The sequence below is a fragment of the Actinosynnema sp. NPDC037264 genome (genome assembly GCF_055603705.1).
On sequence record NZ_JBVJVK010000010.1, the window covers coordinates 101,700 to 118,278 of the forward strand.

6 protein-coding genes and 1 pseudogene are annotated in these 16,579 nt (G+C 74.5%); 4 read left to right on the forward strand and 3 right to left on the reverse strand.

Going from position 1 to position 16,579, the window contains the following annotated elements; genetic code table 11:
- The first annotated feature begins 276 nt into the window (after positions 1 to 276).
- Positions 277 to 3,054, forward strand: coding sequence for an AAA family ATPase (locus tag ACZ7GX_RS14855; RefSeq protein WP_498776751.1), 2,778 nt, complete (start codon positions 277 to 279; stop codon positions 3,052 to 3,054).
- A gap of 352 nt (positions 3,055 to 3,406) precedes the next feature.
- On the opposite strand, the gene ACZ7GX_RS14860 is transcribed toward ACZ7GX_RS14855, so the two are convergent.
- The 3 genes from ACZ7GX_RS14860 to ACZ7GX_RS14870 form a co-directional block, all read right to left on the reverse strand.
- Complete coding sequence (locus ACZ7GX_RS14860) at positions 3,407 to 4,159, reverse strand: thioesterase II family protein (protein ID WP_498776753.1); 753 nt, start codon at positions 4,157 to 4,159, stop codon at positions 3,407 to 3,409.
- A gap of 126 nt (positions 4,160 to 4,285) precedes the next feature.
- Positions 4,286 to 4,468, reverse strand: coding sequence for an acyl-CoA carboxylase epsilon subunit (locus ACZ7GX_RS14865; RefSeq protein WP_498776755.1), 183 nt, complete (start codon positions 4,466 to 4,468; stop codon positions 4,286 to 4,288).
- Positions 4,469 to 4,472: 4 nt separating this feature from the next.
- Entirely contained in the window at positions 4,473 to 6,053 is a 1,581-nt protein-coding gene (locus ACZ7GX_RS14870; RefSeq protein ID WP_498776757.1) for an acyl-CoA carboxylase subunit beta, read from the reverse strand.
- Positions 6,054 to 6,265: 212 nt separating this feature from the next.
- Between ACZ7GX_RS14870 and ACZ7GX_RS14875 the strand changes: the two genes are divergently transcribed.
- The 3 genes and pseudogenes from ACZ7GX_RS14875 to ACZ7GX_RS14885 form a co-directional block, all read left to right on the forward strand.
- Positions 6,266 to 6,700, forward strand: coding sequence for an SRPBCC family protein (locus tag ACZ7GX_RS14875; protein WP_498776759.1), 435 nt, complete (start codon positions 6,266 to 6,268; stop codon positions 6,698 to 6,700).
- A 37-nt stretch (positions 6,701 to 6,737) separates the two neighbouring features.
- Positions 6,738 to 8,156 (forward strand): NAD(P)/FAD-dependent oxidoreductase, encoded by a 1,419-nt coding sequence (locus tag ACZ7GX_RS14880; RefSeq protein WP_498776761.1) that lies wholly within the window; start codon positions 6,738 to 6,740, stop codon positions 8,154 to 8,156.
- A 185-nt stretch (positions 8,157 to 8,341) separates the two neighbouring features.
- A pseudogene (locus ACZ7GX_RS14885) lies at positions 8,342 to 16,534 on the forward strand (type I polyketide synthase); the annotation flags it as partial.
- Positions 16,535 to 16,579: the final 45 nt, after the last annotated feature.

A 16,579-nucleotide genomic window follows, 5' to 3' on the forward strand; every position in this document is an offset into this window, starting at 1 on the left:
TCATCACGACGGATTTCGCAAGAATGTGTCCACTTACCGTCCACTTGGGTTTGTCGACCTCTACGGACCGTGATTGACCATGCACGGGCAGGTTGCGTCGCCGGTGGTGGCGGGTCGGCCGCGCGATCGGTCGCACATTTCTTCCCGATCCGATCGGCCGATCGGGCGCTTGAACCCCAGTCCTGCCCACTAGGGGTAGCCGGGCACGGCACCGCGGTCTGAGAGTCCACTGACGACGGTGCTAGGGGTTTCACCACTGGGGGAAGGAACGCTTGGGTGGTATTCGTCGACCACAACGACGCACTGGGCACCTTGAACGCCTTGCTCGCCAAGACCTCGGTCGGCGGCGGCCAGCTCGCGCTGATCAGCGGCGGCCTGGCCACGGGCAAGACGTCCCTGCTGCACGAGTTCACCCGCCAGGCGTCCGAGTCGGGCGCGGTGTCGCTGATGGCGGTCGGCTCGGCCGCGGAGAGCAAGCTCCAGCTGGCCGTCATGGAACAGCTCTTCCGCGTGGTGGAACTGCCGGACGACCTCGCCGAACGCCTGCTCGAACCGCTCGCCGCGGTCGCGGCCACGGTGGACGAGGGCGACCACGACATCGGCGCCGGCCGGTACGCCGAACCCGGCCTGGTGCGGGCCGCGCGCGAGGTCTGCGGCGCGCTGCTCGAGCTGTCGCGGGAACGACCCGTCGTCATCGGCATCGACGACGTGCAGTTCGTCGACAGCACCTCCCTGCAGCTCCTGCTGTACCTGTGGCGCCGGCTGAGCTCGGCGCGCGTCATGCTGGTCGTCAGCGAGTGGGCGACGCCGGAGTCCACCTTGCCGAGGTTCCACGCGGAGCTGTTCCGGCAGCCCCACCGCCGGCTGCGGCTCGGCCCGCTGGACGTGCGCGGCGTCGTGCGGCACGCGTCGCGGTTCCTGCCGGAGGACGAGGCCAAGCGCGTCGCGCCGGACGTGCACCGGTCGAGCGCGGGCAACCCGTTGCTGGTCGCCGTGCTGGTCCAGGAGCACCTCGCCGCGTCGCGCGAGGGCGGGCACGGCGCGCCGGGCGACCTGCTCGGCCCGGAGGTCGTCGCCGCCCTGCACCGCTGGGGCACCCCGCTGCTGGAGACGGCCTGCGGGCTCGCCGTGCTCTGCGCCAAGGCCAGTCCCAACGACGTCGCGCGGCTGGTCGGGCTGCCGTTGCCGGAGGTGCGGCGGGCGTTGGAGCTGCTGGTGTCCGCCGGCCTGGTGGAGGGGTGCGGGCTGCGGCACCCCGCGGTGGCCAAGGCGTTGCTCGACAGCCTGCCCCGGACGCGGCGCACCCGGTTGCACGCCGACGCCGCGGACCTGCTGCGCCAGGTCGGCGCGCCCGCGGTCGAGGTGGCCGACCACCTGCTGGAGGCGGCCGGTCCGCACGCGGACTGGGTGGTGGACGTGCTGCGCGAGGCGGCGGACGTGGCGTTGGCGGGCGACCGCGTGGAGACCGCCGTGCGCTACCTCGAACTGGCGCTGGACACGTGCACGGACCCTGGGCAGCGCGTGTCGTTGGCCGTCGCCGTGGTGCGGGCGTCGTGGCGGGTCCGCCCGTCGCGGGCGGGGGTGGCGCGCCAGCTGGTGCGCACCGCCGCGGCCGAGGGCGAGCTGTCCGACCGGGACGGCCTCGCCACGCTCCGCGAGGCGTTGTGGCACGGCGACACGACGCTCGCGCTGGGGATAATGGACTCCTTGGCGGGGGCGGACCGCGAGGTCGACACGCAGTTGGTCGTGGAGGCGCGGCTGGTCTACCTGTGGGTGCACGGCGCGCACCGGGAACGGGTGCGCGACCTGGGGCCCGCGCACCAGCGCGCCGCGGACAACCCGTGGACGAGGGCGGCGAGCCTGCTCGGCAACGTGTGGACGCAGGGCGTCTCCGAGGCGTTGACGGTGACCGCCGAGCACCTCCTGCACAGCAGTCGGCTCGGCGACGCGACGTTGGAGACGATGGGCACGGCGCTGATCGCGCTCGGGCACGGCAACCGGGCGGAGAAGGCCGCGGCGTGGTGCGACCGGCTCGTGGAGGAGGCCGCGCGGCGCGGCGCCACGGCGTGGCAGGCGTACCTCAGCGACGTCCGGGCGCGTCTCGCGCTGCTGATGGGCGACCTCGCGGACGCGGTCGCGTCCGCGGAGTCGGCGCTGGAGCTGATGCCGCCCGCCGACTGGGGCGTGTGCGTCGGTTCGCCGTTGGGGACGCTCGCGCTCGCGCAGGTGGCGTCCGGGCGGCTCGACGCGGCCGAGGAGACGTTGCGCCGGCCGACGCCCGACGCGATGGCGGGCACGTCGCACGGGCTGTGGTTCCTGCGCGCCCGCGGGCTGCACCACCTCGCAAGTGACCGGGTGCTGGCGGCGGTCGGCGACCTTCAGGAGTGCGGTACGATGGCGCGGGAACGGGGCGCCGACGTGCCGGCCCTGCTGCCGTGGCGCACGGACCTGGCCGAGGCGCACCTGCGGCTCGGCGACCCGCTGACCGCGCGCGACCTGGTCCGGCACCAGCTCGAACGGGTGAGCGGCACCGATCGCCGCACGACCGGCCTGTCGCTGCGCGTGCTCGCCGGGTGCGGTGAGGTGGCGAAGCGGCCGGCGCTGCTCGCGCAGGCCGTGGACGCGTTGCAGCAGGCGGGGGACCGGTTCGAGCTGTCGCGCGCGTTGCAGGACCTGAGCCGGGCGCACCACGAGCTGGGCGACGTGGACCGGGCGCGGGTGTTCGCCCGCCGCGCCGCGCACGAGGCCAAGGAGTGCCGGGCCGGCCTGCCCGCGCAGGCGGAGGTGCTCGTCGGCGCCGAGCCGGGCGGGCCGCCGGGCGAGGCCGCCGGCCGGGGTCCGACGCCGTCCACCGCCGCGGTGCTCAGCGACGCCGAGATCAGGGTGGCGCAGCTGGCCGGGCTCGGGCACACCAATCGCGAGATCGGGCGACGGCTCTACATCACGGTGAGCACGGTCGAGCAGCACCTGACCCGCGTCTACCGGAAGCTGGGCGTGACCAGCCGCAGCGAGCTGCCCGCGGTGCTGGTGCGGCACGACATCCCGCCGGCGTAGGGCCGCGCCGGGCAGGGGTCGGCGCGCGGTCGCGGGCAGGCGGGTCGGTCGGTCCGGTGGGTTGTCGGCGGGTCGCGCCGCGCCGGTTGCGGGTACAGGTCCGGGTCCGGTTGCGCCGGGTGCGGGTGCGGATCGGGTTTCGCCGGTTGCTGGTGCTGTTGCGGGTTCGGGTCGGGTCTCGCCGGTTGCGGTTGCGGTTGCGGTTGCGGGTGCGGGTGCGGGTGCGGGTGCGGGTCCGGTTGCGGGTCGGCGCGTGGGCGGGTGGGGCGTCCGGTCCGGTGCGGTGGTCGTGGTCGGGCGGGGTCGGGCCGCGGTGGGGTCGGGCTGCCCCGGCGTGGTCGCGGGCACCCCGTCAGGTCGGCCGGGCGAGGTGCCGGCGGAGCGAGGCCAGCACGGCGGGCGCGTGGTCGTTGAGGTAGAAGTGGCCGCCCGCGAACACCTCCAGGTCGAAGCCGCCGGTGGTGTGCTCGGCCCACGCGCGGGCCTCGTCGAGCGTCACCTCGGGGTCCTCGTCGCCGGTCAGGGCGCGCACCGGGCAGGCCAGCCGGGCGCCCGGCCGGCCGCGGTAGGTCTCGGCGGCGCGGTAGTCCGCCCGCACGGCGGGGAGCACGGCGCGCAGCATCTCGGGGTCGGCGAGCACGGTCGAGTCCGTCCCGCTCATCCGGGCCAGGTTGGCCGCGAGCTGGTCGTCGTCCAACAGGTGCACGTGCTCGTCACGCCACCGGCTGGGTGCACGCCTGCCCGACGCGAACAGGCCGAGCAGCCGCACGCCCGACTCCTCCAGCCGGCACCCGACCTCGAAGCCCAGGGACGCGCCGAGGCTGTGGCCGAACAGCAGCAGCGGCCGGTCGGTCCAGGCGGCCAGCTCCTCGGCGACCAGGTCGGCGAGGCGGTGCACGTCGTCCACGCACGCCTCGGACCGCCGGTCCTGGCGGCCGGGGTACTGCACGGCCAGCACTTCCACGTCGGGGGAGAGGGCGCGCGAGGTGGAGAAGTAGTACGACGCCGACCCGCCGGCGTGCGGGAAGCACACCAGGCGGACGGGTGCGTCCGGCGAGGGGTGGAAACGCCTGATCCAGGCGCCGGCAACGGGCGGTGCGGTCAACGGTCGGTCCTTTTCGCGGGTTGAGGTATCGGTGGTGGGCGCGAGGTCGGCGCGTCTGGGCGGGTTGAGGTTTCGGTGGTGAGCGCGGGGGCCGCGCGCCGGGTTCGTGGTCCGCGTGCCGGCCGGTCAGCGCGAGGTCCACGCGCCCGGCACGCGGTGGCTCGGCGCGCTGGTCCAGCCGGGGCTCGTCGTCGGGGGACGGGACGGTCCGGGGTTGCCGGAGGTGGCGGCGACCAGCGCCAGCACGACCGCGACCAGCTCGTCGTCGCTCGGCCGTCCCTTGAGGACGCGCAGCAGCGGTGCGCTCATCGGCTCACACCGGCTGGTTGCCGTGCTTGCGCGACGGCAGCTTGGCCTGTTTGGCCCGCAGCACGGCGAGCGCGTCGATGACGGTCGACCGGGTCGCGGCGGGGTCGATCACGTCGTCCACCAGCCCGCGCTCGGCGGCGTAGTAGGGGTGCACCAGCTCGGCCTGGTACTGCTTGATGCGCTGGGCCCGCGCCGCCGCCGGGTCGGGCGCGGCGGCGATCTCGCGGCGGAACACGACGTTCGCCGCGCCCTCCGCGCCCATGACCGCGATCTCGTTGGTGGGCCAGGCGAAGGACAGGTCGCAGCCGATCGACCTGGAGTCCATCACGATGTACGCGCCGCCGTAGGCCTTGCGCAGGATCACCTGCACCCGCGGCACGGTGGCGTTGCAGTAGGCGTAGAGCAGCTTGGCGCCGTGCCGGATGATGCCGCCGTGCTCCTGCTCGCGGCCCGGCAGGAAGCCCGGCACGTCGACCAGCGTCACCAGCGGGATGCTGAACGCGTCGCAGGTCTGCACGAACCGCGCCGCCTTCTCCGAGGCGTTGATGTCGAGCGCGCCGGCGAGCACCGAGGGCTGGTTGGCGACGATGCCGACGACGTGGCCGCCCATCCGGGCCAGCCCGCACAGGATGTTGCGCGCCCAGCGCTCGTGCACCTCGAAGAAGTCGCCGTCGTCGACGATCTCCTCGATCACCGCGCGCATGTCGTAGCCGAGGTTGGGGCTCGCGGGCACCAGGTCGAGCAGCACGTCGTTGCGCCGGTCCGACGGGTCGTCGGTGGGCGCGGCGGGCGGCAGCTCCCGGTTGTTGGAGGGCAGCAGCGACAGCAGGTGGCGGACGTCGGCCAGGCACTCGGCCTCGTCCTCGTAGGTGAACGCGGCGGCGCCGGACGTGCTGCCGTGCACGTCCGCGCCGCCGAGGTCGTCGTGGGTGATGCGCTCGCCGGTGACGGCCTCCACCACGTCCGGCCCGGTGATGTACATCTGCGAGATCCCGCGCACCATGAACACGAAGTCGGTCAACGCGGGCGAGTACGTCGCACCGCCCGCGCACGGCCCGAGCATGACGCTGATCTGGGGGATCACCCCGGACGCGCGCACGTTGCGGCTGAAGATGCCGCCGTAGCCCGCCAGCGCGGTGACGCCCTCCTGGATGCGGGCGCCCGCACCGTCGCTCAGGCACACCAGCGGCGCGCCTGCGGACTCGGCGAGGTCCATCACCTTGTGGATCTTCTCCGCGTGCGCCTCGCCCAGCGAGCCGCCGAAGATGCGGAAGTCGTGGGCGTAGACGAAGACCGTGCGCCCGTCGACCTCGCCCCAGCCGGTGACCACGCCGTCGGTGTGCGGACGGCGGTCCTCCAGGCCGAAGCCGGTCGCGCGGTGCCGGCGGAACTGCTCGACCTCGCGGAACGTGCCGGGGTCGAGGAGCAGGTCGAGCCTTTCCCGGACGGTGAGCTTCCCGCGCGCGTGCTGTTGTTCCGAGGCGCGCGGCGACGGGCCCCTTTCCGCGGACTCCCGCACGGCCGCCAACTCCTCCGCCCGCGCCCGCATGTCGACGAGTCGCGGGCGCTCTGGCGCTGTCGTCATGGGTCGCACTCCACGGGGTCGGCTCGGACCGGGACGATTTCATTGAAGTGTCCGGCGACGAATTGGGCCATGCCGGCGGTCCCCTAAGTGTCGGTGGTGCCCCCTAGTCGTTAAGGGGCCCACCGACTGTTAGGGGGTCCGTCCTCTGGTGCGGCGCCCGCGCGCGCGGTTTGACTGATGCGGAAATCGACCGCGCAAAGGTGAGGTGTGTGATGCTGTCATTCAGCGAGTCCGCGACGATCGAGGCCGAGCCGGAGTACCTCTGGCAGGTCGCCTCGGACCTGAAGGCGTGGCAGGACTGGGACCCGCACGTGGAGAAGCTGGGCTTCGAGGGCCGGTTCGAGGTCGGCGCCTCCGGCTGGACCAAGCCCCGCGGCGGCCCCCGCGGCAACTTCACCATCACCGCGATCGAGGACGGCCGCAGCTACTCGACCGAGTCGCCGATGCCGATGGGGAAGATGCTGATCAACACGATCTTCGAGCCGGTGGGCGAGGGCAAGGTCAAGGTCACCCGCGAGGTGGAGCTGAGCGGCGCGTTCGTCCCCGTGTTCAAGAAGCTGTTCCTCAAGGGCATGCGCGCCGACATGCACGAGACGTTCGCCGCGCTGGAGGCGGAAGCGCGCCGCCGCGCCGCCGCCCAGGCCTGAGCCGCGCCCACTGCCGGGCAGACGCGGGAGGACCGTGATGACGCACGCAGTCGTGCTCGGTGGCGGCATGGCCGGCATGCTCGCCGCCGCCGCGCTCGCCGAGCACGTGGACCGGGTGACCGTCGTGGAGAGCGACCGGTTCCCCGACGCGCCGCTACCCCGCAAGGGGTTGCCGCAGGGGCACCACTTCCACATGTTCATGGGCGGCGGGGTCGACGCGCTCGACGAGCTGCTGCCCGGCACCAGCGACCTGCTCTACGCGGCGGGCGCGCACCGCAGGCGCATGGGCGACGAGTTCCTCGGCGTCTCGATGCACGGCTGGTCGCGGCCGTACGACGGGCGCGCCTACGTGCTCGCGGCCAGCCGCCACCTGCTCGACCACGTGGTGCGCGGGCGGGTGCTGGGCCACCCGGCGATCGACGTGGTCGAGGGGACCAAGGCGGTCGGCCTGATCGGTGACGCGGCGCGGGTCACCGGCGTGCGGCTGGAGAGCCGGGCCGACCAGGACGCCGACCGGCCCGAGCGCACGCTGGCCGCGGACGTCGTGGTGGACGCGACCGGTCGCGGGTCGCGCGCGCCGGTGTGGCTGGAGTCCTTGGGCCTGCCCAAGGTCGCCGAGGACCTCCAGGACGCCGGCTTCGCCTACGCCGGGCGCACCTACGAGGCGCCGGCGGCGCTGGCCGACGGCTTCCCGGCGATCCTCGTGCAGGCCGACTCGGGCACCGGCCGTCCCGGTCGCGGCGCGGGCCTGCTGCCGAACGAGGACGGCAAGTGGATCGTGTCGATGATCGGCACGAAGGGCGCGCAGCCGCCCACCGACGAGGAGGGCTACCTCGCGTTCGCGCGGAGCCTCCAGGACCCGCTGGTGGCCGAGCTCATGGCGGCGGCACGCCCGCTCACCGAGATCCGCGCCTACCGGGGCCTGGTCAACCGGCAGCGGCACTTCGAGAAGCTGCCCGTGCCGGAGGGGTTCCTCGTGGTCGGCGACGCGGCCACGATCCTCAACCCGAACTACGCCACCGGCATGTCGATGGCCGCGTTCCAGGCGCTCGCGCTGCGCGCCGAGCTGGTCAAGCGGGGTCTCGCCGACGGGTTCACCCGCCGGGTGCAGACCGCGGTGGCGAAGTCGGTGGTCGGGTCGTGGCAGGCCGCGACGTTCAACGACAGCCTGTTCCCCGGCGCCGAGTCGACCATGAAGGTGCGCGGCGGCAAGGGGCAGCAGCGGTTCATCGCCCGCTGGAACCGCGTGTCCGCGGAGAACCCGGCGGTGGCGCGGGCCACGTTCGAGGTGGCGTCGTTCCTGGCGCCGCGGCGCTCGATGATGACGTTGCCGCTGCTGTTCACGGTGCTGCGCGGACCGCGGCACCCCGAGATGGCGCTCGCGGACGCGATCGAGCGGTACCCGGCGTTCCGGGAGCCGCTGTCCCGGATCGGATCCGTGATCCCGCCGGGCTGACCGGCGCCCGACCCGCCCGCGCGGTCCGCGCCGACCCCGATCCGCCGGCGCGGACCGCGCCGCGTGAATAAGAGCCGCGCGGGACGACTAAGGGTTGTGGTCAGGGGGTGGGGAAAACGTAGCGTCGGTCGACGTTGGGGCGAAAGCTGACCAGGGGAGTGCCTGCGGTGGGCGACGACGAAAAGCTTCTCGGCTATCTCAGAAGGGCCACCCAGGACTTGCGGGAGGCGCGTCGGCGCATATCCGAACTGGAGAATTCCGGTTCGACTTCGACCGAGCCCATTGCCGTGGTGGCGATGGCGTGCCGCTATCCGGGCGGGGTGGCCTCGCCCGAGGACCTGTGGCGGCTGGTCGACGACGGCGCGGACGCCATCACGGAGTTCCCCGGCGACCGCGGCTGGGACGTGGACGGGATCTACGACCCCGAGCCGGGCCGGCCGGGCAAGTCCTACGCCCGCACGGGCGGCTTCCTGCACGACGTCGCGGGGTTCGACCCCGCGTTCTTCGGGATCAGCCCCAACGAGGCGCTCTACATGGATCCCCAGCAGCGGCTGCTGCTGGAGGTGTCGTGGGAGGCGTTCGAGCGGGCGGGCCTCGACCCCCGGTCGCTCAAGGGCAGCCCGACCGGCGTCTTCACCGGGATGATGTACCACGACTACCCGGAGGCCCACAGCAACGGTTCGGTCGCCTCCGGCCGGGTGTCGTACGTGTTCGGCTTCGAAGGGCCGTGCGTCACCGTGGACACGGCCTGCTCGTCGTCCCTGGTGGCGGTGCACCTGGCCGTGCAGTCGCTGCGGACGGGCGAGAGCTCGCTCGCGCTGGCGGGCGGCGTCGCCGTGATGGCCACGACCGACACGTTCGTGGAGTTCAGCAAGCAGCGCGCGTTGTCGCCGGACGGCCGGTGCCGGTCGTTCGCCGCCGCGGCCGACGGCACCGGGTGGGGCGAGGGCGCGGGCGTGGTGCTGCTGGAGCGCCTGTCCGACGCCCGCCGCAACGGCCACCGGGTGCTCGCGGTGATCCGCGGCAGCGCCACCAACCAGGACGGCGCGAGCAGCGGCCTCACCGCGCCGAACGGCCCGTCGCAGCAGCGGTTGATCCGCCGCGCCCTCAAGGACGCGGGACTGGGGCCCGCCGACGTGGACGCGGTCGAGGCGCACGGCACCGGCACCCGGCTCGGCGACCCGATCGAGGCGCAGGCGCTGCTGGCCACCTACGGGCAGGACCGGCCGGCGGACCGACCGCTGTGGCTGGGCTCGCTCAAGTCGAACATCGGGCACACCCAGTCGGCCGCCGCGGTCGGCGGGATCATCAAGATGGTCATGGCGCTGCGGCACGGCGTGCTGCCGAAGACGCTGCACGTGGACGAGCCGACGCCGAACGTGGACTGGGCGGCGGGTGACGTCCGGCTGCTCACCGAGGCCCGCGAGTGGCCCGCGTCCGACCGGCCGCGCCGGGCCGGTGTCTCGTCGTTCGGGGTTAGCGGCACCAACGCGCACGTGATCCTGGAAGAGGCGGAGCCGCAGGACGTGCCGCCGGTCGAGGACGGCGCGGGCGTCGGTGTGACGCCGTGGCCGCTGTCCACGCGCACCGCGGAGGCGTTGCCCGGTCAGGCGGCGCGGCTGCTGGCGGCCGTGCGCGACCTGCCGGTGGGTGCGGTGGGGCGTTCGCTGGCGACGACCCGTGCCGCGTTGGAGCACCGGGCCGTGGTGCTCGGCGCGGACCGTCCGCAGTTGGTGGCGGGGCTGGACGCGCTGGCCGCCGGTCGTCCCGCGGCCGGCGGTCCGGTGGTCGTGAGCGGTGTGGCGCACGAAGAGCCGGGTGTCGTCTTCGTGTTCCCCGGGCAGGGTTCGCAGTGGGCGGGCATGGCGGTGGAGCTGCTGGACACCGCGCCGGTGTTCGCCGACAGCCTGACCCGGTGCGCCGAAGCGCTCGAACCGTTCGTGGACTGGCGGTTGACCGACGTGCTGCGCGGTGCGCCCGGCGCGCCGTCGCTGGAGGCCGTGGACGTCGTGCAGCCCGCGTTGTGGGCGGTGATGGTGTCGCTCGCGGCGTTGTGGCGCTCGTGCGGCGTGGAGCCGGCCGCGGTGGTCGGTCACTCGCAGGGCGAGATCGCGGCGGCGTGCGTGGCCGGCGCACTGTCCCTTGAGGACGGTGCACGGGTGGTCGCGCTGCGCAGCGCCGTCATCGCCGGTGAGCTGGCGGGCAAGGGCGGCATGATGTCCGTGCCGCTGCCGCGTGCGCGCGCGCAGGAGTGGGTGGACCGCTGGGACGGGCGGTTGTCGCTCGCCGCGGTCAACGGCCCGGGTTCGGTGGTGGTGTGCGGCGAGTCCGCCGCGTTGGACGAGATGTTCGCCGAGCTGGCCGAGGCGGGGGTCGAGGGCCGCCGCATCCCGGTGGACTACGCCTCGCACTCGCACTACGTCGAGGCGGTCGAGGGCCGGTTGCTGGACGTGCTCGCGCCGGTCCGACCGCGATCGTCCACAGTGGCCTTCTACTCGACGGTGACGGGCGGGAAGCTCGACGACACGGCGGTGCTGGACGCCCGCTACTGGTACGCGAACCTGCGTCGGACGGTCGGTTTCGAGCAGGCGACCCGCGCGTTGCTGGAGGACGGCTACGGCCTGTTCGTGGAGTGCAGCCCGCACCCGGTGCTCCAGGTCGGTCTGCAGGAGACCGTGGAGGACTCGGGCGAGTCGGCGGTGACGGTCGGTTCGCTGCGCCGCGACCACGGTGGCCTGGACCGGTTCGCGCTGTCGTTGGCGACGGCGTACGTGCACGGCGCGCCCGTCGACTGGACCGGGTTCCACCCCGGCTCGGGGACGGTGGAGCTGCCGACGTACGCGTTCCACCGGGACCGGTTCTGGCTGGAGCCGGTGGCGACGGAGGCCGACCTGCCCGCCGTGGGCCAGGACCGGGTGGACCACCCGCTGCTCGGCGCGGCGGTCGAGCTGCCGGACGGCGGCGGGCACGTGTTCACCGGCCGGTTGTCGGTGCGGACGCACCCGTGGCTGGCCGATCACGACGCGTTGGGCGCGGTGCTGCTGCCGGGCACGGCGCTCCTGGAGATGGCGATCCGGGCTGGTGACCACGTCGGGTGCGACCTGCTGGCCGAGCTGACGTTGCAGGAGCCGTTGGTGCTGCCGGCCGACGGGGACGTGCGGGTGCAGCTGGTCGTCGGGGTGGCCGACGAGTACGGGGCGCGGTCGGTCGCCGTGCACTCGCGGCGGGAGGGCGACGACGCCTGGGTGTGCAACGCGGTCGGCGCGCTCGCGGAGTCCGCGGCCCGCGCGCCTTCGATGGACCTGGCCTCCGAGTGGCCGCCGGCCGGTGCGACCGAGGTGGACGTGACCGGGGCTTACGAGGCTCTGCTGGCTCGGGGGTATGCCTACGGGCCGGTGTTCCAGGGGTTGCGGGCCGTGTGGGTGCGGGGCGAGGAGGTGTTCGCCGAGGCCGTGCTGCCGGAGCGGGCGCGGGGTGATGCGGACCGGTTCGGGCTGCACCCGGCGGTGCTGGACGCGGCCCTGCACGCGGCGCTGGTGACGGCGGACGAGGGCGGCGCGACGGCGCTGCCGTTCGCGTGGACCGGGGTGACGTTGCACGCGACCGGGGCCACCGCGCTGCGGGTGCGGTTGGCGGGGTCCGGGGTGGAGGTGGCGGACTCGGCCGGGCGGCCCGTGCTGTCGGTGGACGAGCTGGTGATCCGGGAGGTGTCGGCCGAGCAGGTGAACGCGCGGTCGGGCCGGCGGGACACGCCTTATCGCGTGGAGTGGACGCCGCTCGCCGCGGTTGCCGGTGGGGTGGACGGTGCGTGGCTGGAGGTCGACGGCTGGTGGGAGGACGGTCTCGCGGCCTTCGAGGGTGATCAGGTGCCCGAGGTCGTCGTGTGGCGGGTGCCCGGGCCGGCCGGTGACGGGCTGGTCGGTGTCGCGCCGGCTGCTGGCGCGGCGGTCGGGCCTGCCGGTGGTGGGGCTGGGGTGCCCGGCGCCGTGCACGAGGTGGTGCAGCGGACTGTTCGGGTGTTGCGGGAGTGGGTGGGTGAGCCTCGGCTGGCGTCCTCCCGTCTCGTCGTCGTCACCGGTGACGCGACCGGGTTGGGCGTGGCGCCCGTGTGGGGCGCGGTGCGGGCGGCGCAGGCGGAGAACCCCGGGGCGTTCGTGCTCGTGGAGACCGACGGGCTCGCGGAGTCGGAGGCGGTGCTCGCCGCGGCTATAGCCAGTGGGGAGCCCGAGGTCGCGGTGCGGGAAGGCGTCCTGGCCACGCCCCGGTTGGTGGCGGTTGAAGGCGGTGGTGACGCGCCGGGGTTCGACCCCGAGGGCACCGTGCTGATCACGGGCGGCACGACGGGGCTCGGCGCGCGGGTCGCCCGACGGCTCGTGGCCGGGCACGGCGTGCGGCACCTCCTGCTGGCCGGCCGGCGCGGTCCGGACACGCCCGGCGTCGACGCGTTGGTGGCCGAGCTGACGGAGGCGGGCGCCCACGTCTCGGTGGCCCGGTGCGACTTCGCCGACCGTGACGCGGTCGCGGCACTGGTGGGCTCGGTGCCGGCGGCGCACCCGCTGACGGCGGTCGTCCACGCGGCCGGCGTGCTCGACGACGGTGTGCTCGCGGCCCAGACGCCGGATCGGGTGGAGCGGGTGCTGCGGCCCAAGGTCGACGCCGCGTGGCACCTGCACGAGGTGACCGCGGGACTCGACCTGGCGGCGTTCGTCCTGTTCTCCTCGCTCGCCGCGACGCTCGGCGGTCCCGGCCAGGCAAACTACGCCGCGGCGAACGCGTTCCTGGACGCCCTGGCGGCCCATCGGCACGCCGCAGGGCTGGCCGCCTCGTCGTTCGCCTGGGGTCTGTGGACCGGGACGGGCATGGGCGAGTCGCTCACCGACGCGGACGTGCGGCGGCTGGCGGAACTCGGGCTGCCGCCGCTGGACGTGGACGCGGGACTGGCGTTGTTCGACGCGGCGCTGCGGACCGACGAGGCGCACGTCGCGCTGATGCGGGTGGACCGCGCCGCACTGCGGGCACGGGCCGTCCGGCACGAGGCGCCGCCGATGCTGCGCGACCTGGCCCGGGTGCCCGTCCGGCAGAGCGTGGGCGAGACCTCCGCCGCCGAACGGCTGGCCGCGCTCGGCGACGAGGAACGCGCCCGCGTGCTGCTCGGCGAGGTGCGCGCCGCCGCGGCCGAGGTGCTCGGTCACGACGGCGCGGCGTCGGTCGACCCGGACCGGGTGTTCCGCGACCTCGGGTTCGACTCCCTCTCGTCGCTGAACCTGCGCAACCGGCTCAACGCGGTGACCGGGCTGCGGCTGCCCGCCACGCTGGTGTTCGACCACCCGACGTGCCGGGCCGTGGCCGCCTACCTCGACGAGCTGCTCGGCGCACGGGTGGCGGCCCGCGCGGAGGTCGTCGAACGGCGGGTGGACGACGACCCGATCGCGATCGTCGCGATGGCCTGCCGGCTGCCCGGTGGCGTGGCGTCACCGGAGGACCTGTGGCGGGTGGTGGCGGACGGCGTCGACGTGATCTCCGACCTGCCCGCCAACCGGGGGTGGGACCTCGACGGCGGGTTCGACGCCGAACCGGGCGTGCCCGGCAAGCACTACGCCCGCGCCGGCGGGTACCTGCACGACGCGGGGCGGTTCGACGCCGGGTTCTTCGGCATCAGCCCGGCGGAGGCGCTGACCATGGACCCGCAGGAGCGCCTGCTGCTGGAGGTGTCGTGGGAGGCGTTCGAACGCGCGGGCATCGACCCGTTGTCGTTGCGCGGCAGCGACACCGCCGTGTTCGCGGGCGTCATGTACCACGACTACCCGCTCAACAGCGCGTCGGGCGCGATCGCGTCCGGCCGGATCGCCTACACCTACGGCTTCGAGGGCCCGGCGGTCACCATCGACACGGCGTGCTCGTCGTCGCTGGTGGCGCTGCACCTGGCCGTGCAGGCGCTGCGGGCCGGTGAGTGCTCGTTGGCGCTGGCGGGCGGTGCGACCGTGATGGCGACGACGGAGACGTTGGTCGACTTCAGCATGCAGGGCGGCCTGTCCGCCGACGGCCGGTGCCGCTCCTACGGCGCGGGCGCGGACGGCACCGGGTTCTCCGAGGGCGTCGGGCTGCTGCTGGTGGAGCGCTTGTCGGACGCGCGGCGCAACGGGCACCCGGTGCTGGCGGTGGTGCGCGGGTCGGCGGTCAACCAGGACGGCGCGTCCAACGGGTTGACCGCGCCGAGCGGCCCGTCGCAGGAACGGGTGATCCGGCGCGCGCTGGCGAGTGCCGGTCTGTCCACTTCGGACGTGGATGTGGTCGAGGGCCACGGCACGGGCACCTCGCTGGGCGACCCGATCGAGGCGCAGGCGTTGCTCGCCACCTACGGCCAGGGCCGCACCGGAGACCCGCTGTGGCTGGGGTCGGTCAAGTCGAACCTCGGTCACACCCAGGCCGCGGCCGGCGTCACCGGGGTGATCAAGGCCGTGGAGGCGATGCGCCGCGGTGTGGTGCCGCCGACCCTGCACGCGGACGAGCCGTCGACGCAGGTGGACTGGTCGGCGGGCGCGGTGCGGCCGGTCACCGGGGCGGTCGCGTGGCCCGCGGTGGCGCGCCCGCGCCGTGCCGCCGTGTCGTCGTTCGGGATCAGCGGCACCAACGCCCACGTGATCCTCGAAGCCGTGCCGCCGGCGGACGTCGAACGACCCGAGGTCGAGCCGCGGGTGGTGCCGTGGTTGCTGTCGGGCCGGACCGAAGAGGCGCTGACCGCCCAGGCCGCGGCGTTGCTGGCGGCGGACCCGCGCGGCGGTGCGGCGGACGTGGGGTTGTCGCTCGCGACCACCCGCACCGCGCTGGAGCACCGGGCGGTGATCGTCGCGGCGGACCGCGCCGAGGCGGAGGCCGCGGTGTCGGTGCTGGCCGGCGGGCCCGGGGTGCCGCCGGTGGTGGAGCGGGCACGTCGGGACGCGCGCACCGCGTTCGTGTTCACGGGCCAGGGTTCGCAGCGGCCGGGCATGGGACGCGAGCTGTACGGGGTGTACCCGGTGTTCGCCGCCGCGCTGGACGAGGTGCTGGCCGGGTTCGACCCGGTGTTGCGGGACGTGATGTGGGGCGAGGACGCGGCGCGGTTGGACCGCACGGAGTTCACGCAGCCCGCGTTGTTCGCCTTCGAGGTCGCGCTCCACCGCTTGCTGGAGTCCTGGGGCGTGCGGCCCGACTTCCTGGCCGGGCACTCGATCGGCGAGGTCGCCGCCGCCCACGTGGCCGGCGTGCTGTCGTTGCCGGACGCGTGCCGCCTGGTCTCGGCGCGGGCGAGCCTGATGCAGGCGCTGCCCGAGGGCGGGGCCATGGTGGCGATCCAGGCCGCCGAGGCCGACGTGCTGCCGTTGCTGTCCGAGGGCGTGGGCATCGCCGCGGTCAACGGGCCGGACTCGGTGGTGATCTCGGGCGTCGAGGCCGACGTGGTGCTGGTCGCGTCGAAGTTCGAGCGGGTGAAGCGGCTCTCGGTGTCGCACGCGTTCCACTCGGTGCTGATGGACCCGATGCTGGACGACTTCCGCGCGGTCGCGACGGGTCTGACCTACCGGGAGCCGACCATCCCGATCGCGACGAGCGGTGACGTGACCGACCCGGAGCACTGGGTGCGGCACGTCCGCGACGCGGTCCGGTTCCACGACTCGGTGCGGCACCTCCTGGGCGAAGGCGTGACCACGGCGCTCGAACTGGGGCCGGACGCGGTCCTGTCGAGCACGGGCCCGGACGTGTTCGTGCCGACGCTGCGGCGCGGCCACGGCGAGGAGCACCGGCTCGTCACGGCGCTCGCCACGGCCCACGCGCGCGGCACGGCGGTCGACTGGCGGGCGTTCTTCGCGCCCACCGGCGCCGTGGTCGTGGGCCTGCCCACCTACGCCTTCCAGCGCGACGAGTACTGGCTGGTCGGGGCGGACTCCTCGGCCGTGGCTCGGCTCGCCGCGGAGCACCCGTTGCTCGCGGGCGCGGGCGAGGACACCGAAGGGCTCGCCGCGCGGCTGGCGCCGCTGTCCGAAGTGGACCGGCACCGGGTGCTGCTCGACCTGGTGCGCGCCCACGTGGCCGCCGTGCTCGGGCACGCCACCGTGGCGCCGGTCGAGCCGGGACGACCGTTGCAGGAGCTGGGTTTCGACTCCATGGCGGCGGTGGCACTGCGCCGCCGGCTCGGCGCGGCGACAGGGCTTGAGCTGCCGGTGACGCTGGCGTTCGACCACCCGACGTGCGAGGCCCTCGCCCGCTACCTCGAGGTCGAGGTCCGGGCGGAGGACGGCGGCGCGGCGGGCGCGGTGCTCGGCGAGGTCGAGCGGTTGGAGGCGGCGCTGGCCGCGGCCGGGCCCCTCGACGGTGACGCCGACCTGGTGACCGCGCGGCTGGAGGCGGTGCTGCGCCGGTGGCGCGACCTGCAGGGCGGTGTCGAGACC